Raw genomic sequence first — 23,365 nt, forward strand, 5'->3', positions numbered from 1 at the left:
TGCCAACTTGCAAACGTAAAAGCGAAGGAACCGAATGCTTATGTACCGACAGCAGGTTTCAGTATTTCCTGTTCAGTATTTCTGCCCAAAGGATGCCTCGCCGTACTTCCTCTATCGACTGCAGGTCGAAGTCGGTTGCAGCGTGGTCTGTTTCTTGCCCGGCAGGGGCCGGAGGGGCGGTCGGTTGCGAAGTCGGGCTGATCCGGTGCGATGATGTCTGCCGGTCTCTTCGCGGAATGAAAGGTTCGGGTCTGGAAGTCTTCTGTTGCTTTTTCGGGGTATGGAGCTGTTCGGCTGGTTTGGGACCTTCGGGAATGTATCCGCCATAGGTTTCTCCTCCCCAGTTTTCGGGAAGCGGATTGGCTTCGTGGGGTAGGGGCATGCCATGTTCATCACTGGGAGGAGCTTCGGTACTTTGGGCTTCCTTCCTGAACTGCTTGATGATTCCGACCACGATGATTCCTGCCACCAACAGAAACTTGAAGATATCTTCCATACGCATGCTTGTTTTTCACCGCCAAAGGTAGTTAATTAATCTGATAGCCCCTAACATTTGGGCAATAAAAAAGGGCAGCTTCACAGCTCCCCTTAATTTTTTTAACCTAAACCTTAACTATGAAAAAATCTAATGTTTCTTTCATTGCACAAAAATGTAAAATAATTCTTTTTTTACCAAATTAACAGTCAGAAAAAGCTTTTTACGTTAACATTAATTAGTAGAATCACTGTCAAACAGGCTATTTCTGTTGCATTTTCTTTTCGTTTAAGCCGTTTTAGGCCAAAAATGGCGTTTGTTTTTCGGTTTATCTGTGGTGTGGGCGCGCACGTTGGATGTGTTACTTCAGAAAACATTGTTTTCATTTTCCCCGGCACTGTCCTTTCATTATCTTTGTCCCCGAAATCAATAAACTTTAGGAATAATGGAAAATCAAACGGGAGCAGACTTAAAATCTGCAACTGCCGGTGACAATAAGAAATTGTTCATCGAAACGTACGGCTGCCAGATGAATGTGGCAGACAGTGAACTGGTTGCGTCGATTATGAAAATGGCCGGATATACGATGGCCGAGACGCTGGACGAGGCCGATGCCGTGTTTTTGAATACTTGTTCGGTGCGCGATAATGCCGAGCAGAAGATTCTGAACCGCCTGGAGTTCTTCCACTCGATGCGGAAGAAGCATCGCGGGCTCATTGTGGGCGTGCTGGGCTGTATGGCCGAGCGGGTGAAGGAAGACCTTATTGCCAACCATCATGTGGACCTGGTGGCAGGCCCCGATGCCTACCTGACCTTGCCCGACCTGATTGCGGCGGTAGAGGCGGGCGAGAAAGCCATCAACGTGGAACTGTCTACCACGGAGACCTACCGCGATATCGTGCCTTCGCGCATCTGCGGCAATCACATTTCAGGTTTTGTGTCCATCATGCGCGGATGCAATAACTTCTGTACTTACTGCATAGTCCCCTATACGCGAGGCCGCGAACGCAGCCGCGATGTGGAAAGCATCTTGCGCGAGGTGGCCGACCTGCAGCAGAAAGGCTACAAGGAAGTGACCCTGCTGGGGCAGAACGTCAATTCGTACCGTTTTGAGCGCGCCGACGGAGAGGTAGTGACTTTCCCGATGCTGCTGCGCCAGGTGGCCGAAGCTGCTCCGGGCATGCGTGTGCGCTTTACTACGTCGCACCCCAAGGACATGAGCGACGAGACACTGCACGTCATTGCCGACATGCCCAACGTCTGCAAGCACATCCACCTGCCCGTGCAGAGCGGAAGCAGCCGCATTCTGAAGCTGATGAACCGCAAGTACGACCGTGAGTGGTATCTGGAGCGTGTAGCAGCCATCCGCCGCATCATCCCCGGCTGCGGACTTTCGACCGACATCTTCTCGGGCTTCTCCAGTGAGACCGAGGAAGACCACCGGCAATCGCTGTCGCTGATGGAGGAGTGCGCCTACGATGCGGCCTTCATGTTCAAGTACAGCGAACGCCCGGGCACCTATGCCAGCAAGCACTTGCCCGACGACGTTCCCGAGGAGGTGAAAATACGCCGTCTGAATGAAATCATCGCTTTGCAGAACCGTCTTTCGGCCGAGGCCAACGCACGTTGCGTGGGGCAGACCTTCGAGGTGCTGGTCGAGGGAGTGAGCAAGCGCAGCCGCGACCAGCTGTTCGGACGGACGGAACAGAACAGGGTAGTGGTGTTCGACCGCGGCACACACCGCGTAGGCGACTTCGTGCGTGTGCGAATCACCGAAGCCAGCTCGGCCACGCTGAAGGGCGAAGAGGTGTCAGCCTGACGTCCCACTGCTTCGCAGGCAGTTATTTTTCTTTATAACATATCCATACCGACCGGGGGAGCCTATCACAGTCGTATACTGAGGCACCCTCGGTCGTATACTTAGACCCCCTCAGTCGTATACTTAGGTACCCTCAGTCGTATACTGAGATAGACAGGACCTAACAGTACTTATATTCAAGAAGTTACGGAATCGGATGAGGGCTGTTTCCTGATTAAGAATATTCCTTGCAGAGCGCCGTTGTGCGTTCTTTTCTCTTAACTTTTGTAGAATATGCCGTGCCTGTGCAGGCAAAGGTTGAATAATGTATAAAATCGTTTCCGTCAGCATGAGGGAAACGGGAATTTTGCTACTTTTGTAAGTAGAGCCTGCGACGGAAGCCTTTCTCCCGACGCGCTGCGGCAGTGGTGTCTTCGCCCGCCGGCGCCGGAGGTGGCTGGTAGTGGTCCGGGCTGTCCGAAACAAGAAAGGAGGAGGATATGTACATCGTACGGAGAGTCTGTCTGAAAGTGATGGTATGCAGCCTGTTGGCGGCGTTGCTCCCACACGACGTGTGGGCACAGGCTGGGGCGGAGGATGCGCCCCGCGACACGCTTCGCCTGGATATGGGGAACGGCGAACTGCCGTATGTCCCCTCGGTAAATACCCCTAAAATCGTGGCTCCCGACCTGATGGAGCTGGTGAAGGCTGCTCCGGATCTGCCTTCGCAGCAACGGTTCAGCGTGCCCGAAGTGCCCGAGCCGACACCCCGCTTCTCGCTCGATGCGATGCCCGTCATTCCTTACTACACCCATCCTTCGCCGCTCTACCGGGGCGACTACAGCACCGGTGGCGTGATGACACGCCTCGGCAGGGGCTATCTGATGGGGGCAGGCAGTCAGACTTCACTGCCCGGCATCGGTCGGCTGAACGAGGCTTCGATAGGCTACGGACGGAAGTTAAGCGACCGGCTGGACTTCCAGATCCAGATGAATGCCATGAAGATGACGATGTCGCACCTCAGCCGTCAGATGTTCAACACGTCGGGCATGCTGAAATATCAGGTTTCCGACCGCCTGGCCTTCCGTGCCTTCGGCTCGTATGTGATGGGCAATTCGTACGGTATGGGCACGAACAGTTACGGTGCCACCATGGTGATTGACATGACCGACCGCTTCGGCATGGAGGTAGGTGTGCAGCGTTACTACGACTCCATGCGCGGAGGTTGGCAGACGGTGCCTGTGGCCATCCCTTATTACAAGTTCGACAAGTTCACGTTGGGACTCGACGTAGGCGGCATCTTGTACGAAATTCTCCGTACAGCCGTCTTCGACAGCAAAAGAAGAAGTGACGGGCCTACGATACTCCCGCCACGTCCGTCGCTGCCCATGCGGTAAGCCGTGGCGGGCACAGGTGTCAGTTGATTTTGGAGTGAACATGGTGAAGTCGAGTCTTTGTATTAGGTAGCCGAAAATGAACATCGAATGCTACAGGCTGATACCCTTGGGTTAGCGGTTAAATGAAAAGTAGAAAAGGACAAAATAGAGAATGCAAAAGACAAAAGAATGCATACTTTGGACTAATAACTTCTTTTCCTTTTCACTCTTAAATCTCCAATATTTACAAAAAATGATGGTACTCCATATAAATGCAGCTATAGCCCCGAAAAGTCCCACAACGGATAGCATCTCTTTTTGCAGGAGTTCACCGAAACCATACAGGGCAAAACAAAGCAGTTTGATGATGCTGATATCTTCTTCGTATTTCATAATGTTATTCCCCAATACAAGTTGCAAAATCAGCAATCATAAGTGCAACGCCGATATAACCTAAATATCTTTTTCCAACAGCTTTGATAACTTGCAATGCCATTTTCGCATTAACAAGACCTCCTATGCCAATGTCTTTTATAGCTGCCAGCCCTGTTGCAACACCCAAACAGGCAAAGATTTGGTTGCTTGATACAGCTTTTGTCTCAGTGCTATTCTGATTAATAGAGCAGACTAAAAAGGAGAGTGTTATTAAATCCGTTTCAGTCATGTTATGCCAATCTTCGCTAAAATCTTTGTCTATGAAATCAATCAATGAATGCTGTATTTGTTTTCCATCCTCTATGAAAGGTATTAATAATTTTCTGGCTTCATTTTCTGTCATTTCAACAGAACCAGTACTTCTGGTGGAATATTCCAAATTAGAAGCTACCATTTCTAATAAGGCTTTATACTCTTTGGCTGTAATATTGCTCTTTAAAGCAAGATTTTCATGTTTTTCTGCTAAATATTCAGTATTGTTAGAGCAGCTTAAACAACAAACAAAACAAATTGACAAGAAAATTTTTAGTACTTTCATAAGTAATCTTTAATTGGTTAAACATATCATTTACGCTAATAAAGGTTTAATTGTTTATTTACACCAAAATATCGCACAATTTATTAAATAATTAACATTTTATAATGTTTTATACATTGTTACTATATGTGATTTTTGGGTTTATCTCTGTCTATTCATCAAGTCGTAACGTCACTTCCACATCAAACAGGGTGTCTGTCGGGGCGAGGATTGCATTCGTACTTTGGCTTGTTGCCATGTGTTGCCTTCGCTGCTGCTGATGTGGGTGAACGTTTGTGCTTCGAGGTGTGCCGACAGCAATAAGGCTGTGCACGACAGGAATAGTCTTGCTGATGTTTTCATGTCATTCGTATGATTATGGGTTTGATGTTTACTTTGTATGTTGTTACGTTTCTGCGAAGTGTTACGCCTAATGGCGACTTCGCGTACGGACATAAAAAAAGGAGTACCGCTGTACTCCAACCTTTGTTAACCTTAAATCTAATACTATGAAAAACACGTTGCAAAGGTACGGTCTTTTCCGGAATCTGCAAATTTCCCGACCGGAAAGTGCTGTTTTATAACACGTTTTAAATCTGTTACAGATTTGTTAAGTATTTGGACCATCCGCTTAGGCTTTCAGGTTACGGATTGGTTTGCAGCAGTTGGATGAGGAACTCGCGCTGAAGCGAGTAGTTGCCGCTGTTTTGCTGGATGTATTTCAGCAGCTGTGCGCCTTCCTGGCGCAGTCGCGACTTTAGCAGCAGGTTGTCTTTCTCTACTTCTTCGGATAGCTTCAACATGCTGACGGCGGCCAGCTCCAACTTATTCATTCCGTCGGGCGTGTCGGCATAGCGTGCCGTCAGCTCTTCGGCAGTGGTGTTCAGCAGGTCGCGGGTGTCGGTGCCCAGTATCTGTCGGGTCAGGTGGTCGTATTCTTCCCAGTCCTTCTCACGGATTCTTTTCCGGTGGAGCAGGGTATCTACAATCATCGAGATGATTTCCTGTATCATGCGTATCAGGTAGTCTTGCTTTATCATAAGCCTATGTTGGGTTTTTATGCACCGCTGCCGTAGCAGAGGGTTTGCAGGTGTTGTCTGTAGGATGAAAGGGTAAAGGTTAACAGGGTTGGGGTACGGGTATAAAAAAAGGAGTACCGCTGTACTCCAACCTTTGTTAACCTTAAATCTAATACTATGAAAAACACATTGCAAAGGTACGGCCTTTCTTGAAATCTGCAAATTTCTGGCCGGAGAATGCGTTTTTTCTAACACGTTTTAAGGCTGCTATAGGTTTGTTAAGCATATCAATACGTTTTCTTCTTCCTTAACCTTCTTCCTCTATCTGCTTGAGTTCACGGTTGGCACTCATCATCTCTTTTACCCGGTCGTGCGTGTAGTGGAAGGTAAAGTAGTCGGCTATGATACAGGCAGCCAGTAACAGCGACATGAAGAGGATGTTGGACCGTGTGCCGTAGTAGCAGAGGAAGCAGATGAAGAACAGGGCGACGAGCGGATAGCCTGTCAGCAGCATACGGTTATAACGGCTCTTGTATTGCAGGATGTGGCGTACCTGGTTTTCCAGATTGGTTTCCCGTCTGATTTTGCTCAGTTTGTTCAGGCTGAAGATTTGTGCAAGAAGACCGTATAAGATCAATACGGCTCCTGTAATACCGGGCACGATGTGGAAACCGGGCTGGGCAATCCAGGCAGACGCGAATACGATGCAGACGACCAATACCATCGCCAGTCCCATCTTTTCCAAGCGTGTCAGCCGTTCCAGGCTGTTTTCCCGTCGTGTGTTCAGTATTCTTTTCACTTCTTCGCGGTGCAGAATTTCGTTGCGTGTGACCCGTTCGTTGAGTTCCTTCCACGCTTGTTGCATTTCTTCCAGATTCATGATAAAGGGTATTTAGAGGTTGGACATAGTTTTCAGTTTCTCTTTGATGCGGTGCAGCCGGATGGCTACCTGATTGCGGTTGGTACCTACGATTTCGGCTATTTCGTCATAGGTCTTTTCGTCTAACCAGAGGACGATATACATGCGGTCCAGCTTGTTCAGGCGGCGGATGAGGCTGTACAGGGTGTTCAGCATTTCGGCCTTCGGGTCGTTGTCGGGCAGGTCGATGTCCGCCAGTTGCAGGGGCACGTACTCGTGGTGCTTTCGGCGGCGCAGGTCGCTGATGCAGGTATTCAGGGCGACACGGTAGAGCCAGGTGCTGAAGCTGCTTCGGTTTTCGAATGTGGCGTAGCTTTTCCACAGGTTATACACCGTCTCCTGGTAGAGGTCGGCGATATCTTCCTTTTCCTGCGCATACATCAGGCACACTTTGTAGATGATGTGCTGGTTTTGCAGCAGCAATTCGGTGAATTCTTTTTCCTTGTTAGTATCCGTCATATCCTTGTCTTTTTGTTTCGTTAGTCGTACAAGGCTTCGGCATAGTTACAGGTAGGGCGTTATTTTTTCCAGTTAGGAAAAAAATGCTGGGCAATTAGGAAAAATCTGTGGCCTGACTGAAGAATCATCGGGAGCAGCCTGACGGGGAGGGCAGAGCAGACGTATGGGCATAAAAAAAGGAGTACCGCTGTACTCCAACCTTTGTTAACCTTAAATCTAATACTATGAAAAACACATTGCAAAGGTACGGACTTTCCGGAGATTTGCAAACAATCCGAGTAAATAAGCATGTTTTATAACATGTATTAGCGGCTTTATATACTTTTTAAATGTTCACAGGCGGTATTCTGCTGTAAAACTCTATTTTTGCACTATCCATAATAAGCCTCTATAACTATGCGATACTTTATGATTCTTTTTTGCCTGATTGCGTCGGTTGCAGTCGGTTCCTTTGCCCGGCCGGCTTCGGACGGGGGTGAGGTAGTGATATGTGGGAAGGTGCTGAACCGTGACTTCTATCCCAACGAACGCGAATTCCGTTTGTCGTTGTCCTACTTCAGCGGTCAGGATGTCTGCTATACGGCGCCTTTGCGCGACGATAGCAGTTTCTTTTTCCGTTTCCCTTTGTGCGATGCGCTGTGCGAGGTGTCGCTGGCCAATTATGCGCCCCGTCTGTATGTCAGTGCAGGCGACAGCCTTTACCTGCAAATCGATTTCAAAGACTTGCTGCATCCCGTGGTGAAGGGTTCGCGGGCAGCTCTGAATCAGGGCATGCAGCATTTTGTCGGGGAAGGCTATTACCTGCCGGATTATTATTATGCAGAGGATGTTCGTGCTTCCGGCGAGGCATTCGACAAAGCTGTGGAGAAAGGGTATGAGGAGCGGAAACAAAGGCGGGCCGACTTCCTGACCCGATATTCGCCCGGCGACGATGTGGCAAAGCTGACGGAGCGTATGTTGCTGGCCGACTACTGTGCCGAGCGTTTCCGATATGCGCGCGAACACTTACGGCAGATACTTATTGAGAAACGGACGGACTGGAAACAGGAGATGGCAGGTTACGAAGCCTTGTTGCCGGAAGTGAATGCGCTGTTGTCCGACGAAGTCATTACGTCGGCTCATTTCCGGTTGCTTTATCATCTGAACTTTTATCTGCAATACCGACGCTATGCCGTGGGCGATGAGTCTTTTACCGACATGGATTTGGTGGACGAGCAACAGGGCAACATGCTGTCGCAATTCCTTTTGGCCAATATGCTGGGCAATTCGTTGGTTCATAATGATACGGTAGATTTTACGACTGCCCGTCCGAAATACGACGCGCTGGTGCAGGTGCCTGTGCTGCGCTATGCGGTGGACCTGCTGTACAGGCGGACCATGGAATATCTGCAGCATCCTGAGGAGTACTCTCATTATCTGCTCTATGGCGACGCCTCCGACAGCGAGGCAGAGCAGTACATGGTACCCCTGCGCTCGCTGATAGACAAGCATCGGGGAAAGGTGGTTTATATCGACTTTTGGGGAGTTCATTGTCCTCCCTGCCTGGCAGAGATAGAACCGATGAAGAAGTTGCGTGCGCGATACAGTACGGACGATGTAGTCATAATCAGTATCTGTGGTAGCGGGAAACGTGCTGACTACGAACGGATCTTGCAACGTTTCTCCCTGCGCGACACAGCGATCGAAAGCCTGTTTCTTGAAGATTGGGTAGACAGCAGCAACTGGAGTAAGATACGCAAGCATCTGGACATCGACGGCATTCCCTACTTTCTGCTGGTGAATAAAGAAGGAGTGATTGTGAATTACGGTTCGATGGTACGGCCCTCCTGGCCTCAGACGCCTGTCCAGATTGACAGGCTGATAGCCAAATAAACAGCCCGCACGACGAATGCACTTCGCGTACGGGCATAAAAAAAGGAGTACCGCTGTACTCCAACCTTTGTTAACCTTAAATCTAATACTATGAAAAACACATTGCAAATGTACGGACTTTCTGGATATCTGCAAATAATCCAAGTAAAAATGCATGCTTTATAACATGTGTTAGCTGAATTACAGATTTGTTAAGCCTTTGGGGCGTATTCTATGCTATTACCCTTTAATACGGGCACCAGGCGATAAAGGTTTTTCCGGGTCATAATTTTATGATTAAGGAAGCTGACAATGTAGCCTGTCAGGCAGGCGGCAATCAGCGAACCTTCGCGTACACCTTCGATGGTCTGTGTGAAAGCCAGTGAAGTAAGTACGGCCAGTGTGACCAGAGTAATGTCGAAGCAAACCTTTGTGCGACCGAACTCGCGGTTATAGCGTGAAGAAGCATACTTCACGAAAGCTTCGGCGCTCATCATTGCCACACGAGGTTTCAGTTCGAGTACCACACCTACCGACTGTATAATGCATCCTACCAGCAGCAAGCCGATGGAGGCAGCATAGTTTACCGGGTGTATGTCGGAAGCCAAAACCATATTGAAGTCGATAAAAGCCGAGAAGATGAACGAGAAGGGTATTTGCAACAGTATTTCCATAACGTCTTGCCGACTTCCTCGTCCGCGTATTAGCCAGAACTGACCTACGATGAGCAGTATGTTAATGATGAACGTACAGGTGCCCAATGTGAGCGGTGTGTTCAGGCTCATTACGTAGTTGATACTCGAAATAGGGGTAGTACCTAAGGCCGAACGGACAATGAGCACTACGCCCGCAGCCAGAAAATACAGTCCCAATACAAAAACTAAATACCTTTTGATAATACTTTTCATTTCCATCTTTTTACCTCTTTCCTAATTATATTCTAATACCTGTTTTTTTCGGCGGCAAAGTTCGTGCTTTTCTGTTGCATGGATATTATCCGATATGACATAATTTTTGTCGATTACGAAACAAGTGCTATCTTTGTAGCTGGTATAATGCTCGAAAATGGTAAAATCGTGTATATTTGACAATGCGGGAATGCTGAAAAGGCATCCGGATATTCCTCATTACGGTGAAGATGTGGTGTGCTTCGAGAGCGTCTATGGCGACCGAAACTATCCCGAGGGCGAAGCCTACTTCAACCGCGAACTGTATCTGATATTCATCCTGGAGGGTCGTTCGGAGATTCTGCTCAATGGTGAACACATTGTGATGGAAGCCGGAACCCTGCTGGTGCATGGAGCAAACTTCCTGACCGACCATCTGTTTTCTTCCGAAGATATTCATTTCATTACGCTTTCCATTTCGGAAACCATGTTTACCAACGATTCCTATCTGACGCAGATAACGGCTATGGTATTGGCTACGATGAGGCAGAACAGGCAATATACGATACTGCTGACTGCGGATGAATCAGACGCCGTGCGCGGCCAGTTGGAGTTTCTGATGCAGTTGCTTCGGTCCGATCATAAGTTTCTTTTCCGTCGCGTCCAGGCAGTGTGCAACGCTCTGTTTCTGGACATTGCCGACTTTCTGTCGCGCAAGACGCCGATACGCAAGCATGTCAGTCCTAAAGATCATGTATTGCAGGAGTTTTATGCGCTGGTTACCCGTCATTTTCGTGAAGAACATTTTGTCTCTTTCTATGCTCGCGAACTGGCCATCAGTGAGCAATATCTGTCGCGCATCGTAAAAAGTGGCACAGGAAAGACGGTGAATGCCATTATCAGCGAATTGTTGCTGATGGAGGCACGCATGCTGCTGGGCAACCGGAAGCTGACGGTGAACGATGTCTCAGCCAAGCTGAATTTCAGCGATACATCGGCATTCTGCAAGTTTTTCAGGCGTTGTTCGGGCGAGACTCCTTTGGGATTTCGCAAGAAGTTGTGGATGGAGATGGACAAGACGCCTGCCGCAGACGGAAAGAAGTGACGGAAGCAATGTTTGCGTACAGGCATAAAAAAAGGAGTACCGCTGTACTCCAACCTTTGTTAACCTTAAATCTAATACTATGAAAAACACGTTGCAAAGGTACGGACTTTTGGGAAATCTGCAAATAAAACAAATAAAAAAGACTGTTTTATAACATGTTTTATGATAATCCGGTAATTTGTTAAGGGTTGCTAAGGATTTAAATGCTCTCCGCATCTGTTTTCTAAAAAAGAGGTATCTTTGCAGAAGTTGCCGAAACGGATGGCAGGGTGGGGCATATCCCAGCAAGTCATCGTGCGTCCGACACTTGGATATTTCAATAAACAGAGAATTCAAAAAAACATATCATGCAAGAAGATATTGTCCTTACTCCGATGATGAAACAGTTTCTCGACCTGAAGGCGAAGCATCCCGATGCTGTGATGCTGTTTCGTTGCGGGGACTTCTATGAAACTTATTCGACCGATGCCATTGTTGCTTCGGAGATATTGGGTATTACGCTGACCAAGCGTGCCAATGGCAAGGGGAAGACCATTGAGATGGCCGGATTTCCCCACCATGCACTCGACACCTATTTGCCCAAGCTGATTCGTGCCGGCAAGCGGGTGGCGATTTGCGACCAGCTGGAAGACCCGAAACTGACCAAGAAGCTGGTGAAGCGGGGAATCACGGAGCTGGTAACTCCGGGCGTGTCGATCAACGACAACGTGCTGAACTATAGGGAGAATAATTTTCTTGCTGCCGTACATTTCGGAAAAGGTGCCTGTGGCGTGGCCTTCCTGGATATTTCGACCGGAGAGTTCCTTACGGCCGAAGGTCCTTTCGACTATGTAGACAAGTTGCTGAATAACTTTGCTCCGAAGGAGGTGTTGTTTGAAAGAGGTAAGCGTGGTATGTTTGAAGGGAACTTCGGGAACAAGTTTTTCACGTTCGAGCTGGATGACTGGATTTTTACGGAAACGACTGCCCGTGAGAAGTTGCTGAAGCATTTCGAGGTGAAGAACCTAAAAGGTTTCGGCGTAGAGCATCTGAAGAATGGTATTATTGCTTCGGGAGCCATCTTGCAATACCTCATCATGACGCAACACACACAGATTGCCCACATCACTTCGCTGGCACGGATCGAGGAGGACAAGTATGTCCGCCTGGACAAGTTTACGGTACGCAGTCTGGAGTTAATGGGTTCGATGAACGATGGAGGAAGCAGTTTGCTGAATGTTATCGACAAGACCATCAGCCCGATGGGAGCCCGCCTAATGAGGCGTTGGCTGGTATTCCCGCTGAAGGACGTACAGCCTATCAACGACCGTCTGAATGTGGTGGAGTATTTCTTCCGCCAACCCGACTTCAAGGAACTGATTGAAGAACAGCTTCATTTGATAGGCGATTTGGAGCGCATTATCTCCAAAGTTGCCGTCGGTCGTGTTTCCCCGCGTGAAGTGGTAGCTTTGAAAGTGGCTTTGCAGGCCATTGAGCCTATCAAAACGGCTTGTATGGAAGCCGATAATGCCAGTCTGAACCGCATTGGCGAGCAACTGAACATTTGCCAGTCTATCCGCGACCGTATTGACCGCGAAATCAACAACGATCCTCCGTTGCTGGTGAACAAGGGGGGAGTCATCAAACAGGGCGTAAATGCCGAACTTGACGAACTCCGTGAAATAGCCTACAGTGGTAAAGACTACTTGTTGCAGGTGCAGCAACGCGAGAGCGAGCTGACCGGCATCCCCAGTCTGAAAATCGGGTATAACAATGTTTTCGGCTATTACATCGAGGTGCGCAACGTGCATAAGGACAAGGTTCCGCAGGAGTGGATACGTAAGCAGACGCTGGTCAATGCCGAACGTTACATTACGCAAGAACTGAAGGAATACGAGGAAAAGATATTGGGAGCAGAAGACAAGATTCTGATTCTGGAAACACAGATCTATACCGAACTGGTGCAGGCGCTTACCGAGTTTATCCCTGCCATTCAGATCAATGCCAACCAGATAGCCCGTCTGGATTGTCTGCTTTCGTTTGCCAACGTAGCTCGCGAAAACAACTATATCCGCCCTGTCATTGCCGACGACGATGTGCTGGAGATTCATCAGGGAAGGCACCCGGTCATCGAAAAACAGTTGCCCATCGGAGAGAAGTACATTGCCAACGACGTAATGCTGGACAGCAGCACTCAGCAGATTATTATCATTACGGGTCCGAACATGGCCGGTAAGTCGGCGTTGTTGCGCCAGACGGCGCTGATCACGCTGATGGCACAGGTTGGCAGTTTTGTTCCGGCCGAGAGTGCCCACATCGGACTGGTGGACAAAATCTTCACCCGTGTAGGAGCCAGCGACAATATCTCGGTGGGCGAGTCGACGTTTATGGTCGAGATGAATGAGGCGGCCGATATTCTGAACAATCTTTCGGCACGCAGTCTGGTATTGTTTGATGAATTGGGGCGTGGTACTTCGACCTACGATGGTATTTCGATAGCCTGGGCCATTGTGGAGTACATCCACGAACATCCCCGCGCCCGTGCCCGTACCCTGTTTGCCACGCACTACCACGAACTGAACGAGATGGAGAAGAGCTTCAAACGGATCAAGAACTACAACGTGGCGGTGAAGGAAGTGGATAATAAGGTGATTTTCCTTCGCAAGTTGGAGCGTGGCGGAAGCGAGCATTCCTTTGGTATCCACGTGGCTAAGATGGCAGGTATGCCGAAGAGCATTGTGAAACGTGCCGACGAAATACTGAAGCAGCTGGAAGCCGAGAACCGACAGACAGGATCGGTGGGTGGAAAGAAGATTACCGAAGGTGCTTCTTCGGCAGCTGGCATGCAGCTCAGCTTCTTTCAGCTCGACGATCCGGTGTTGTGCCAGATACGCGATGAGATTCTGAACCTCGACGTAAATAATCTGACGCCACTCGAAGCGCTGAACAAGCTGAATGACATCAAACGAATAGTGAAAGGGAAGTAATCAGGCTTCCCTTTTATTATATTGATAAACTTTTTTTTGATACATTTTAATCTGATTTGTTCGGGTTGATAGGATTATTTTCTTTCTTTTTTGAACGATTTTTCCACATTTCTTTGCATTATTCATTTTTTTTAGTCTATATTTGCCGCCACATGAACCCGATGTGATGGGATGCAGGCAAATTAGAGAGAGGCATTTATTTTTTGAAAGACAGACGTAATCGGTTTTTAAAGGCATTTGTACTTTTTTCTATAGCTTATTTTCTGCACGTTCTCTCCTAAAGGAAAAGAGCCGGTTTCTGTATCGATGATAATTGTAGTAGCTGATACTATTTATTAACCCTAATATTTATTATTATGAGAAGCAGTACAATGCTAAAATCCGCTGTACGCGGTTTTTCTTGCCTGGCCGTACTCTGTCTGTCGGCGGCATGTGTCAATCAGATTGGTGATGAAGACGTTGCAGAAAGCAATATCCCAATCAGTTTCTCTGCAAAAGTAAGTAAGGCATCGACTGTCACCCGTGTGGGTAACAGCGGCTTCGAGGCGGGCGACCGTATCGGCTTGTTTGCCACTATGGGCGGAGCGTCTATCGATGGTTATCGTTACATCGACAACCTGCGGCTGGAGCATAACGGTACTTCGACACTTATCCCCGAACGGGAAGTGTTTTATCCCGAAGGCGACGGATCATTGGACTTTCTGGCTTACTATCCTTACAGCCAGGCGGGTGTAGAAGCGGGATCGACGGTAATTCCGGTATCTGTACTGGCTGACCAGAGTACTGCGGAAAACCGTTCGGCTTCCGACTTCCTGGTGGCTACCAAAACTGGGGTGAAAAGCAGCAGTGCGGCGGTTTCGCTGACCTTCAAACATCGCATGAGCAAGCTGAACATTGAGTTGATTCCCGGAGAAGGTGCGAATTTGGACGAAATCTATCAGGACAATCCGAAGGTGATTGTAACCGGATTTTACACGAAAGCCCATTACGACCTGAAGTCGGGCGAGGTGAGCAGTCCGGAAGGGAAGTCGGACATCGTCGTTTCTGGCAAATGGAAAAAAGATAGTGACCGGCTGACCGGTAAGGATGTGATTGTGATTCCGCAGGAAGCAGACCCGGAAAGCCAGTCGGTTGTCATCGAGTGGAAGGGCATTCTGTATACTTGTCCTATCTCGGCAGTAACCCTTGAGGGTAACACGCAGCGGGCTATTCAGATTAAAATGGCGGAAGTGGAAAACCGTACGCTTGCCGGAATTGTAGGCGAAGTGGAAGAGTGGGGCGAAACGACCAAGCAGGAAGAAACCGAAGGATCGCTGCAAACGGGCGAGGTGCATATCGCTGCATTGTCGTTCGGTACCTCTAGTGTTTACCGGCTTTACAACAACGGAAGAACCGTGGCCGAGATTTGTAAGGAATATCTTGTTTCCGAAGCCGACGAGATTGCTTCGCAGGCTATCGTTGCCTATCCGGTGAAGAACGAAGTGACAGACCTTACGCAGGGTGTTGTCTTGCAACTGATAGGGCAGACTGGCGAAGTGCATGGAGGTAAGGTCAGCTGGGATGCGGAGCGCAATACATTCGCTTATACGGCCGGAACTTCGGCGCCTGTCGAGACGTTGTATCTGGACGAAAAACAGTCGATTGTTGTTGATGTCAAGCCAGAAACCTGTATGAAAGTCAACGTAGTAGGCTATCGTTTGCGTGATATGCGGGCCGGTAAGCTGGATACTTATTCAGTAGTAAAGATCGGTACGCAGTATTGGATGAGGCAGGACTTGTGTGCCGTCAGCTATAAGGACGGTACGCCCATTGAGCGGCAAACTAACCTGGAGGACAAAGTGACGGGTTATTTTCAGCCAGACGACAAGGACGGTATTCGCTTCTACAACGGCGAAGCCCTGTTAGCCAACGACATCACCCCGGACGGGTGGCGAATACCTTCGACCGAGGACTGGACGAAACTGAAAAAATACCTGAACGGCGAGGCCGGATTGCTGAAAGCCGCTTCCAGCAAATGGGAACCGCTCGATTTGGGAGAAACGACTGCTTCACATTCGGGACTGACTGACTTCAATGCCTATCCGGTAGGAACTTGGATTAAGAGCAGCCATCAGTCTGCCTATAAGATGGTGGGCTACTGGACAATGGAAGCGGACGGAACGCTTCCCGAACAGACTGTTTTCTTGACGGGCAGCGATGAAGGGTTTGTGATGTCTTCCACTCTTTCCACTCGTGGCGACTATTATAAGGCGCTTTCCATCCGTTGCGTCAAAGAGTAATTTATGCTTTTCTAAAGGCTTGTTTGTAAGGCGTTTGTAGGACACTTGCAATACATTTGTGGGACACTTGTGTGGCTCGCGAGCCGTGCAAGTGTTTCTCGCGAGCCGTACAAGTGTCCTACAAAAGCCATACAAATACCCCGCCACAGACGTACAGAGACACGTCTGTGGCGGGGTAAATCATAGGCCGGATGTGTACAGGCAAACGCTCCCGTTATTGCACTTCGCTCGGTCGGAGTCCAAACGACTTGCAGCAAATCTCTTCAACGGGAATCTCCCAGATTTTAACGTTGCGTACAGCCGGGTCAGAATACCCGCACTTGTTCTGTGTGTAATGCTCCATGAAGAGGTCGAGCACGCGACGTTTCTCGTCCATGTCATCGATGAAACGTACCTGTCCGCGGCACATCACGCTACGGCTCTTCATACTATAGCTACAGGCTACCTGCTGGTGCATGTACACCAGTTCGTGACCTTCGCAGAAACTGATGCAGACGGTCGGATGCTGTTGCACCATGTCCAGTTTGCTTCCTTCGGGACCGGAGTGCAGGAAGATGGTGCCGTGTTCGCCCTTCGAAGCGTCGTAGGCGAAGTTCATGGGGATAACGTAAGGATTCCCGTTCAGGTCGGTAAGTCCTACGGTACAATAAGGGCATTTGCGTATGATGCCTTCTATCTCTTTCGGGTCGGTGATACAGATTGTCTTCATAATCTTATGTTTTGTGGCAAAGTTACACGATTGTATGGAAAAAGCAAGTGTCTTAGTTTACCAAATCGGCGAAAATAGTAGACATTAGTATGCTTTCTCCAATATATCGTTATCGGGCTTGCAGTTTTTCGTTTTTTCTTCTTGAATCTTTGTTGTTGGCATAATTTTTGTATAAGAAGCTTAATTTTCTCCTTTTTTCAGCCTTGACGGCTTTTTTTTAACCAATTTCTTTGTCGTTCCTTAATTAGTGCTTACGTTTGCACGATATATAAAGTGAAAGCAGACCTTGGCGCGCAGGCCTGCTTTCCTTTTTGATAAAAAATAATTAATTATTAAAACTTACATGAAAGTCAAAGACCTTATTTCACTGTTCAGCTTGCTGGCCGTGTTCCTCTTCACTGCATGTAGCGATGACGATGACAACACTTGTTCCTATCTGGACTTGAGCAAGCAAGTACTGACACTGACCGGAGGCGAAGCCACCACTTCTACCTATTCGTTCGGTGTGAAGGCATCCGATGCCACCATTCCTTATCTGTGTCTCTATGTAGACAAAAAGACCGTTGACAATGTTGCCAAAGGTGAGTTACCCAACTATTTGATGAACGACCTGAAGAAACAGGCCGAAGCCAAAGGTACTCCGTTTGAGCAATATGTTGCTTCGCTGACTTATACCGGCGATCAGAGCAACCTGAAAGTAGAAAACCTCTTGCCCGGCCGCATCTACGAGTTGGTAGTGTTCGCTGTAGACGGCACACGTGCAGCCGACAAGGCAGAATATTTGTTCTTCCAGACGATGAAGACTGAACACATCGATTGTACTTTCGATGTTGTGGTTGTTCCTGAAATGTTGGATGCACAATCGGCAGTATTCGACATCAAACCGTCTGACAAGAACGTTAAATGGTACTTCTCGGGTATTTCGAAGTCCAGTTACGAAGGCGCCATCGCTAGCGGTAATTATGATGACGAAAGCATCGTTATCACGCTGTTGGAACAAGAACTGCAATCTATTTTTATTCAGTTGGTTCCCGAAGGCGGACAGTTGACTGATGATATTGTAGAGCAGGCACTCGACATGGTATTGCATACTGGTGATGTAGGTCTGAAATTCACAGGGTTGAATGCCAATACCGAGTACAAGTGGATGGCAGCAGCTTTCAAGATTGTTTCTACCGATGATGGCGACGAAGTAGTGCTTTGTTCCGACGTAAGCAAGGGTGACTTTGCAACGCCTCAGAAAGACCTGTCTAAAATGACCTTTGACGTTACGGTTGACAACATTACAGCTGTTTCGGCTCATGTGAAAGTCGTTCCTTCCTACATCGACGAGAAATATGTATTCTTCTCGGATGCCTTTACCGATGAAAACATCAACATGACCGATGATGAACTTATGAACGACTATGTTGAGAAGAATCAGGCGAACCTGAATTTGCCTTGGGGAACTTACAAGGGTGTGCAGGATGTTCCTAACCTTTCTTGTATTCCCAATAGCAAGAACTATGTATTGGTCTTCGGCTACGACCGTGGCATTACGACCAAACCCGTAGTGAAACGTTTTGAGACTCCCGAAGGAGGCAATGCTGCAGAAACAACCTTCAGCTACAAAGATGTTGTGGCTACCCCTTATCGGATTGAACTGACCATTGAACCGTCTGATCTGACAGTGCCTTACACAAGTGTTCTGGTACCCGATGACCAATTTGACAAGGAAACATACATTGACATGGTTGAAATGGATGTTATTAACCAATACAATATGAACGTGATGTGGAATCCGGGTATGACAATGACTTCGTTCCTCTATAGCAACACCAGCTATTGTCCGGGACTAAAGAGTGCAGGTGTATATCAGGATCTTAAGGAAGGCACATCATATACCGTATGTTCGTTTGCTCTATCGCCTGATGGTAAGGTAGCAGCCGTTCACGAACAAAAATCCATTGTCACTGTTCCTGGACTTTCCGATGCGACGGTATCGGCCGAAATCTTAGGTTATTTCGACGGTGACGAAGAAAACGGACTGGTATTCGGTTTGCCTGATAAGACAGCAGGACGTGTTATCCTGGCTATGAAATATACGAAGTCGGCAGAGGCTAAAGATGCTTGGTTCAGTGTTATCTATGATGCAGAAGAAATAGATGAGTTGGATCCTGTTTCTTTGCCGGACATCGATATTATCCAATACTATGCAACTCCTTGGACCGAACTGACTGACAGTTATCGTTTCATCATGTGCGATTGGAATACGTTGTATTACAGCTTTGCTTATGCAAAAGACAAAAATCAGGTAGAAGGTAAGGTAGCGCGTATGGAAATACCTGTAATGACAAAAGAAGGCGCTGGTACTATCGACGAACTGAAAGAATTGGTGAAAGCTGGCGAAGCAGAGAATACCCGTTCATTATTCCGTGCCATTATGCCTCAGAATAAGCAAGAGGAAGCAAAAGCTCAGAAGCCTGTTGTACAAGTGCCCTATCGCTATGGAGTGATGAACAAGGCTGTCAGCAAGACGGATACCTCAGACTTCTATCCGACGGCATTCCCGGTTGACGGTTATCTGCCGGTTGTACGTTCAGTGAAAAAATAAAAATCCATGTCCATTGTCCTTCGTGAGCACGGGAGGGCAATGGCATTGGTAAAACGTGAAGCATATATAGATATTAAAAATTGATGGTTTTACACTTTTGTCATTTCTTCAATCAGGAGAAAACAGGCGTATAAGGCTGTCTAAATAGAACAATATGAAACTGAAATTATTATATCTGTTGCCATTCTTCTGTCTGTTGTTGGCAGGATGTAGCGACGACGATGCGCTGATGACCGTATCGCAAAACGAGTTCAAGGAGATTTCTTACGAAGGTGGAGTCTTCGATATTGAAATGAATACGAATGTAGAATGGACGGCCGTCAGTCAAGCCGACTGGTGTCGTGTATCGAAGTCAGAAGGTGTGGGTAGCCGTACATTGTCGGTAGAGGTAGAAGCTAACTTGGGAGCTGCACGTACAGCACAAGTGGTAATCGAAGCTCAGGGCGAACAGCATACCATCACCTTTAGCCAGCAGGCTATTCCTGACGGACAGGAACTGAAATACAAACTTCCCATCGTATTTCATATCATCTATGCTGATGAGAATGACCCTAAACAGAATATTCCCGCTGATGAAATATATACCATGCTGGACGAGGTGAACAAGATGTACCAGAATGCAGGAGCGGAAACAACGGTCGATCTGAATATGGAATTTGTTCCTGCCGAGTTCGACCCCCAGGGTAACCGATTGGAAGAACCGGGTATCGACCGTGTAAAATGGCTGACTGCCGACTTGGATCCGACCGATGTTATGGAAGACGATACGCGCAAGTATGTACACTTCTTATGGGAGCCCAACGATTACGTGAACATCCTTGTATATCGTTTTTCGTCTTCTGCTTCTAACATTTTGGGTATATCTACCTTCCCTTATACTACGAAGTCGCATCCTCTTGAGGGAACAGACGTTCTTGAAGATATGAATATTACGTTGGCTAATTTGAATTACGTACGTGGCGTGTCCATCAACAATTCTTATATGGGTAATGTGGAAGATGCATTTACTCCGTTTGCTCCTGAAAATTATAAAGAACTCATCACTAAGCAAGTTTCAGGTAGCATCACGCTGGCACACGAGCTGGGTCATTACTTTGGCTTACGCCATACTTTCTCGGAAGCACAGATTGGCTGTCTGGATACAGACTTCTGCGAAGACACTAAGAGCTATGACAAAAGCAGTTATGATATGTTTGTGAATCAGACTTATCAGTTGATGAACTATAATGCCGATTATGCCAACAAGTTCGATTGGGAAAGCTTGTTCAAACGTACAACCTGCCAAGACGAGGAATTTGTTTCACACAACATCATGGACTACGCTTACAGCTATCTGGACGAGTTCACAGCCGACCAGCGTCTGCGTGTTCGTCACGTGCTCGACTACAGCCCGATGATACCGGGTCCGAAGCAGACACGTGCTTACCTGAGCACAAAGGCTGTTTCCGACGCTCCGATGGATCTGCCTTTCTCTGTATCTAACTGCGGTCCCCGTGGTCTGATTGTGACTAATAATAAGTAAAAATAAGGTCTTTGCCTGTTAAGGCTGAAAAATAAAGCAGCCGTTTCCCGAAAAGAAACCATTGGTTTCATCCGCGGAAACGGCTGCTTTTGTTATGTATAAGGTTTGCTAAGGCAGGAAGATAGCAGGCTTTGTTGTTTCTGCTCTTATTCTTCCAAAGCAAAATCCAGTTGTTTCTTTTCCAGATTGGCGCGTGCTACGCGTATGGTGATGGGGTCGCCCAAACTATAAGTACGGTTCTTACGGCGTCCACGCAGGCAGTAGTTCTTTTCGTCGAACTCGTAATAGTCGTCATCCAGGTCGCGGATAGGAATCATTCCTTCACATTTGTTCTCGTTCAGTTCTACATAAAGTCCCCATTCGGTGACACCCGATATAACGCCGTCGTACACCTGACCCAACCGTTCGGTCATAAATTCTACTTGCTTGTATTTGATGCTCGACCGTTCGGCATTGGCTGCCAGTTGTTCCATGGCACTGGAGTGTTCGCACAGAGCTTCGTATTTCTTTTCGCTGACGGTACGTCCGTTTTCGTCTATATATTTGGTAAGCAGGCGGTGAACCATCATGTCGGGATAGCGTCGGATGGGCGAGGTGAAGTGCGTGTAATAGTCGAATGCCAGTCCGTAGTGGCCGATGTTGTGCACCGAGTAACGTGCTTTCTGCATGGCCCGTATTGAGACGGTTTCTATCAGGTTTTCTTCTTTCTTTCCCTGAATGTCGTCCAGCAAGTGATTAATAGATTTTGATACGTCGACTTTGGTACCTGAAGTACGCAGTTTGTAGCCGAATCGGGCGATGAATTGCGCCAGATTGTCTAGCTTTTCGGGATCGGGCAGGTCGTGAATACGGTAGGGGAATACTTTGGCTTTCTTTCCTTTGGGTACACGCCCGATGCGTTCGGCTACTGTCCGGTTGGCCAGCAGCATGAATTCTTCGACCAGCTTGTTGGCGTCTTTCGAGACTTTGAAATATACGCTGATCGGCTTGCCTTTTTCGTCGATTTCGAATTTCACTTCGTAGCGGTCGAAGTTGATGGCGCCGGCGGCAAAGCGTTTCTCGCGCAACAGTTTGGCCAGTCGGTCCAATTCCAGGATTTCTTCCTTGTAGTCGCCTTCGCCCGTTTCGATGGTTTGTTGGGCTTCTTCGTAGGTGAAGCGGCGGTTGCTCTTGATGATGGTGTGCACGATGCGCGAGTCGATTACTTCGGCTTTTTCGTTCATTTGGAAGATGACGGAGTAGGCCAGCTTTTCTTCGTCGGGACGCAGGGAGCAGATGTAGTTGCACAGTCGTTCGGGAAGCATCGGTATGGTGCGGTCCACCAGATAGACGGAAGTGGCGCGTTTCTCGGCTTCCTTGTCGATGATGCTGCCTTCCTTGACGTAGTGTGTCACGTCGGCAATGTGTACGCCTACTTCCCACAGGCCGTCTTTCAGCTTGCGGATGGAGAGGGCGTCGTCGAAGTCTTTGGCATCTTTGGGGTCGATGGTGAAGGTTGTCACTTGGCGGAAGTCTTCGCGACGGGCTATCTCCTCGGCAGGTATTTCGTCGGGGATGCGGTCGGCGGCTTTCTCTACGGCTGCCGGATAGGTGTAGGGCAGGCCGTATTCGGCCAGGATGGCGTGCATCTCGGTGTTGTTTTCGCCGGCTCGTCCCAGTATGTCGATGACTTGCCCGATGGGGTTCTTTGCCTTGTCGGGCCATTCGATGACTTTCACGATGGCCTTATCGCCGCTTTTGCCGCCTTTCAGCTTGTCTTTCGGTATGAAGATGTCGTTGGCTAAGGTGCGGTTTTCGGTGACGAGGAAGGCGTACGATTTGGCTACTTCGAGGGTGCCTATAAAGGTGTCGTTGGCCCGTTCAAGGATTTCGATCACTTCTCCTTCGGCTTCACGTCCGCGTCGTTTGGCGTAGAAGGCTATTTTTACCCTGTCGTTGTTCATGGCGTGTGCCGAGTTGCGTTCGGCAATGAAGATGGGGTCTCCTCCGTCGTCGGGGATGAAGGAGTTCTTTCCGTTGCTTTTGCGCTGGAAGGTTCCTGTCATCTCTACTCCATGGACGTTGAGTTTGAATTTGTTTTTATCCGTTTCGTTGATGTAGTCATCATCCTTCAGCTCGTGCAATACGTCTATGCACAGCATTTTCAGCGGGTGTGTGGTCAGGTGGAGCTGTTCGAAGATGTATTTCAGTGGCAAAACTTCGCCCTGTTTCTGGTGGAAGAAGTCGAGTAGGGCTTTTACCAGTTCTTTTTTGGTCATTCGTTTGCCGGCTTTCTTCTCTTTCTTTTCTTTTTTCTTTCCCATAATGTCGATCGTTTATTTAGGTAGGAGGAGACGAACCTATTGTTAGGCTTCTACAAAGATAACAAACATTTGGATTCGGTAGTTCAGAAGAGGTCTAAATTCTTGCTGATGTGCAGATTTTAGGGATACAGAAAGTCGCTCGTAACAGAATT

The 23,365-nt window shown here is 48.1% G+C and carries 18 protein-coding genes; 8 read left to right on the forward strand and 10 right to left on the reverse strand.

All coding sequences use genetic code 11. From position 1 onward, the window contains the following. Positions 1 to 58 precede the first annotated feature (58 nt). Positions 59 to 496, reverse strand: coding sequence for a hypothetical protein (locus Q3C19_RS07460; protein WP_071148564.1), 438 nt, complete (start codon positions 494 to 496; stop codon positions 59 to 61). Positions 497 to 920: 424 nt separating this feature from the next. Here Q3C19_RS07460 and miaB point away from each other — a divergent pair, with 424 nt between their 5' ends. Beyond that, entirely contained in the window at positions 921 to 2,294 is a 1,374-nt protein-coding gene (miaB, locus tag Q3C19_RS07465) for a tRNA (N6-isopentenyl adenosine(37)-C2)-methylthiotransferase MiaB (RefSeq protein WP_302728290.1), read from the forward strand. A gap of 479 nt (positions 2,295 to 2,773) precedes the next feature. After that, the gene (locus Q3C19_RS07470; protein WP_302728292.1) at positions 2,774 to 3,670 is read left to right on the forward strand and encodes a hypothetical protein; all 897 of its coding nucleotides are present in this window, start codon (positions 2,774 to 2,776) and stop codon (positions 3,668 to 3,670) included. Positions 3,671 to 3,781: 111 nt separating this feature from the next. On the opposite strand, the gene Q3C19_RS07475 is transcribed toward Q3C19_RS07470, so the two are convergent. The 6 genes from Q3C19_RS07475 to Q3C19_RS07500 all read right to left on the reverse strand — a co-directional run bounded on the left by Q3C19_RS07475 (position 3,782) and on the right by Q3C19_RS07500 (position 6,998). Next, the gene (locus tag Q3C19_RS07475; protein WP_277122897.1) at positions 3,782 to 4,042 is read right to left on the reverse strand and encodes a hypothetical protein; all 261 of its coding nucleotides are present in this window, start codon (positions 4,040 to 4,042) and stop codon (positions 3,782 to 3,784) included. Between the two features lie 4 nt (positions 4,043 to 4,046). Beyond that, the gene (locus tag Q3C19_RS07480; protein WP_302728295.1) at positions 4,047 to 4,622 is read right to left on the reverse strand and encodes a hypothetical protein; all 576 of its coding nucleotides are present in this window, start codon (positions 4,620 to 4,622) and stop codon (positions 4,047 to 4,049) included. A 171-nt stretch (positions 4,623 to 4,793) separates the two neighbouring features. Continuing rightward, positions 4,794 to 4,964 (reverse strand): hypothetical protein, encoded by a 171-nt coding sequence (locus tag Q3C19_RS07485; protein ID WP_277122901.1) that lies wholly within the window; start codon positions 4,962 to 4,964, stop codon positions 4,794 to 4,796. Positions 4,965 to 5,245: 281 nt separating this feature from the next. Then, positions 5,246 to 5,641 carry a hypothetical protein gene (locus Q3C19_RS07490; protein ID WP_302728298.1) on the reverse strand — a complete coding sequence of 132 codons (396 nt, stop codon included), beginning with the start codon at positions 5,639 to 5,641 and terminating at the stop codon, positions 5,246 to 5,248. A 286-nt stretch (positions 5,642 to 5,927) separates the two neighbouring features. Then, entirely contained in the window at positions 5,928 to 6,500 is a 573-nt protein-coding gene (locus Q3C19_RS07495) for a hypothetical protein (protein ID WP_302728300.1), read from the reverse strand. A 12-nt stretch (positions 6,501 to 6,512) separates the two neighbouring features. Further along, positions 6,513 to 6,998: an RNA polymerase sigma factor gene (locus Q3C19_RS07500; RefSeq protein ID WP_302728302.1), complete on the reverse strand. Its 486-nt coding sequence runs from the start codon at positions 6,996 to 6,998 to the stop codon at positions 6,513 to 6,515. A gap of 408 nt (positions 6,999 to 7,406) precedes the next feature. Between Q3C19_RS07500 and Q3C19_RS07505 the strand changes: the two genes are divergently transcribed. Next, positions 7,407 to 8,870, forward strand: coding sequence for a TlpA disulfide reductase family protein (locus Q3C19_RS07505; RefSeq protein ID WP_302728304.1), 1,464 nt, complete (start codon positions 7,407 to 7,409; stop codon positions 8,868 to 8,870). A gap of 191 nt (positions 8,871 to 9,061) precedes the next feature. Here Q3C19_RS07505 and Q3C19_RS07510 read toward each other — a convergent pair whose 3' ends face one another. After that, positions 9,062 to 9,763: a YitT family protein gene (locus tag Q3C19_RS07510; protein ID WP_277122908.1), complete on the reverse strand. Its 702-nt coding sequence runs from the start codon at positions 9,761 to 9,763 to the stop codon at positions 9,062 to 9,064. 151 nt (positions 9,764 to 9,914) lie between these two features. Here Q3C19_RS07510 and Q3C19_RS07515 point away from each other — a divergent pair, with 151 nt between their 5' ends. The 3 genes from Q3C19_RS07515 to Q3C19_RS07525 all read left to right on the forward strand — a co-directional run bounded on the left by Q3C19_RS07515 (position 9,915) and on the right by Q3C19_RS07525 (position 16,086). After that, a complete protein-coding gene (locus Q3C19_RS07515) occupies positions 9,915 to 10,841 on the forward strand; it encodes an AraC family transcriptional regulator (protein WP_071148242.1) in 927 nt (308 codons plus the stop codon). A 347-nt stretch (positions 10,842 to 11,188) separates the two neighbouring features. Then, a complete protein-coding gene (gene mutS, locus Q3C19_RS07520; RefSeq protein ID WP_071148243.1) occupies positions 11,189 to 13,807 on the forward strand; it encodes a DNA mismatch repair protein MutS in 2,619 nt (872 codons plus the stop codon). A gap of 356 nt (positions 13,808 to 14,163) precedes the next feature. Next, positions 14,164 to 16,086 carry a fimbrillin family protein gene (locus tag Q3C19_RS07525; RefSeq protein WP_302728308.1) on the forward strand — a complete coding sequence of 641 codons (1,923 nt, stop codon included), beginning with the start codon at positions 14,164 to 14,166 and terminating at the stop codon, positions 16,084 to 16,086. Positions 16,087 to 16,300: 214 nt separating this feature from the next. Here Q3C19_RS07525 and Q3C19_RS07530 read toward each other — a convergent pair whose 3' ends face one another. After that, positions 16,301 to 16,795, reverse strand: a complete 495-nt coding sequence (locus Q3C19_RS07530; protein WP_071148248.1) for a pyridoxamine 5'-phosphate oxidase family protein — start codon at positions 16,793 to 16,795, stop codon at positions 16,301 to 16,303. A 343-nt stretch (positions 16,796 to 17,138) separates the two neighbouring features. On the opposite strand from Q3C19_RS07530, the gene Q3C19_RS07535 reads away from it, so the two are divergent. Then, positions 17,139 to 19,388: a hypothetical protein gene (locus tag Q3C19_RS07535; RefSeq protein WP_071148249.1), complete on the forward strand. Its 2,250-nt coding sequence runs from the start codon at positions 17,139 to 17,141 to the stop codon at positions 19,386 to 19,388. Between the two features lie 154 nt (positions 19,389 to 19,542). Continuing rightward, positions 19,543 to 20,910: a zinc-dependent metalloproteinase lipoprotein gene (locus Q3C19_RS07540; RefSeq protein WP_302728312.1), complete on the forward strand. Its 1,368-nt coding sequence runs from the start codon at positions 19,543 to 19,545 to the stop codon at positions 20,908 to 20,910. 146 nt (positions 20,911 to 21,056) lie between these two features. On the opposite strand, the gene rnr is transcribed toward Q3C19_RS07540, so the two are convergent. Next, positions 21,057 to 23,213: a ribonuclease R gene (gene rnr, locus Q3C19_RS07545; protein WP_302728314.1), complete on the reverse strand. Its 2,157-nt coding sequence runs from the start codon at positions 23,211 to 23,213 to the stop codon at positions 21,057 to 21,059. Positions 23,214 to 23,365 lie beyond the last annotated feature (152 nt).

Origin of the sequence: Bacteroides sp. ET489, assembly GCF_030518095.1 — a bacterium.
Classification (GTDB): Bacteria; Bacteroidota; Bacteroidia; order Bacteroidales; family Bacteroidaceae; genus Bacteroides; species Bacteroides ndongoniae.

Excerpts from the sequence above, each read along its gene's own strand:
- Q3C19_RS07460 (WP_071148564.1), bottom strand. The coding sequence starts at position 496 with ATGGAAGATATCTTCAAGTTTCTGTTGGTGGCAGGAATCATCGTGGTC.
- Q3C19_RS07535 (WP_071148249.1), top strand. The coding sequence starts at position 17,139 with ATGAAAGTCAAAGACCTTATTTCACTGTTCAGCTTGCTGGCCGTGTTC.
- Q3C19_RS07485 (WP_277122901.1), bottom strand. The coding sequence starts at position 4,964 with ATGAAAACATCAGCAAGACTATTCCTGTCGTGCACAGCCTTATTGCTG.
- Q3C19_RS07475 (WP_277122897.1), bottom strand. The coding sequence starts at position 4,042 with ATGAAATACGAAGAAGATATCAGCATCATCAAACTGCTTTGTTTTGCC.
- Q3C19_RS07515 (WP_071148242.1), top strand. The coding sequence starts at position 9,915 with ATGGTAAAATCGTGTATATTTGACAATGCGGGAATGCTGAAAAGGCAT.
- Q3C19_RS07500 (WP_302728302.1), bottom strand. The coding sequence starts at position 6,998 with ATGACGGATACTAACAAGGAAAAAGAATTCACCGAATTGCTGCTGCAA.
- Q3C19_RS07505 (WP_302728304.1), top strand. The coding sequence starts at position 7,407 with ATGATTCTTTTTTGCCTGATTGCGTCGGTTGCAGTCGGTTCCTTTGCC.
- mutS (WP_071148243.1), top strand. The coding sequence starts at position 11,189 with ATGCAAGAAGATATTGTCCTTACTCCGATGATGAAACAGTTTCTCGAC.
- Q3C19_RS07540 (WP_302728312.1), top strand. The coding sequence starts at position 19,543 with ATGAAACTGAAATTATTATATCTGTTGCCATTCTTCTGTCTGTTGTTG.
- Q3C19_RS07480 (WP_302728295.1), bottom strand. The coding sequence starts at position 4,622 with ATGAAAGTACTAAAAATTTTCTTGTCAATTTGTTTTGTTTGTTGTTTA.
- miaB (WP_302728290.1), top strand. The coding sequence starts at position 921 with ATGGAAAATCAAACGGGAGCAGACTTAAAATCTGCAACTGCCGGTGAC.
- Q3C19_RS07525 (WP_302728308.1), top strand. The coding sequence starts at position 14,164 with ATGAGAAGCAGTACAATGCTAAAATCCGCTGTACGCGGTTTTTCTTGC.
- Q3C19_RS07530 (WP_071148248.1), bottom strand. The coding sequence starts at position 16,795 with ATGAAGACAATCTGTATCACCGACCCGAAAGAGATAGAAGGCATCATA.
- Q3C19_RS07470 (WP_302728292.1), top strand. The coding sequence starts at position 2,774 with ATGTACATCGTACGGAGAGTCTGTCTGAAAGTGATGGTATGCAGCCTG.
- Q3C19_RS07510 (WP_277122908.1), bottom strand. The coding sequence starts at position 9,763 with ATGGAAATGAAAAGTATTATCAAAAGGTATTTAGTTTTTGTATTGGGA.
- Q3C19_RS07490 (WP_302728298.1), bottom strand. The coding sequence starts at position 5,641 with ATGATAAAGCAAGACTACCTGATACGCATGATACAGGAAATCATCTCG.
- Q3C19_RS07495 (WP_302728300.1), bottom strand. The coding sequence starts at position 6,500 with ATGAATCTGGAAGAAATGCAACAAGCGTGGAAGGAACTCAACGAACGG.
- rnr (WP_302728314.1), bottom strand. The coding sequence starts at position 23,213 with ATGGGAAAGAAAAAAGAAAAGAAAGAGAAGAAAGCCGGCAAACGAATG.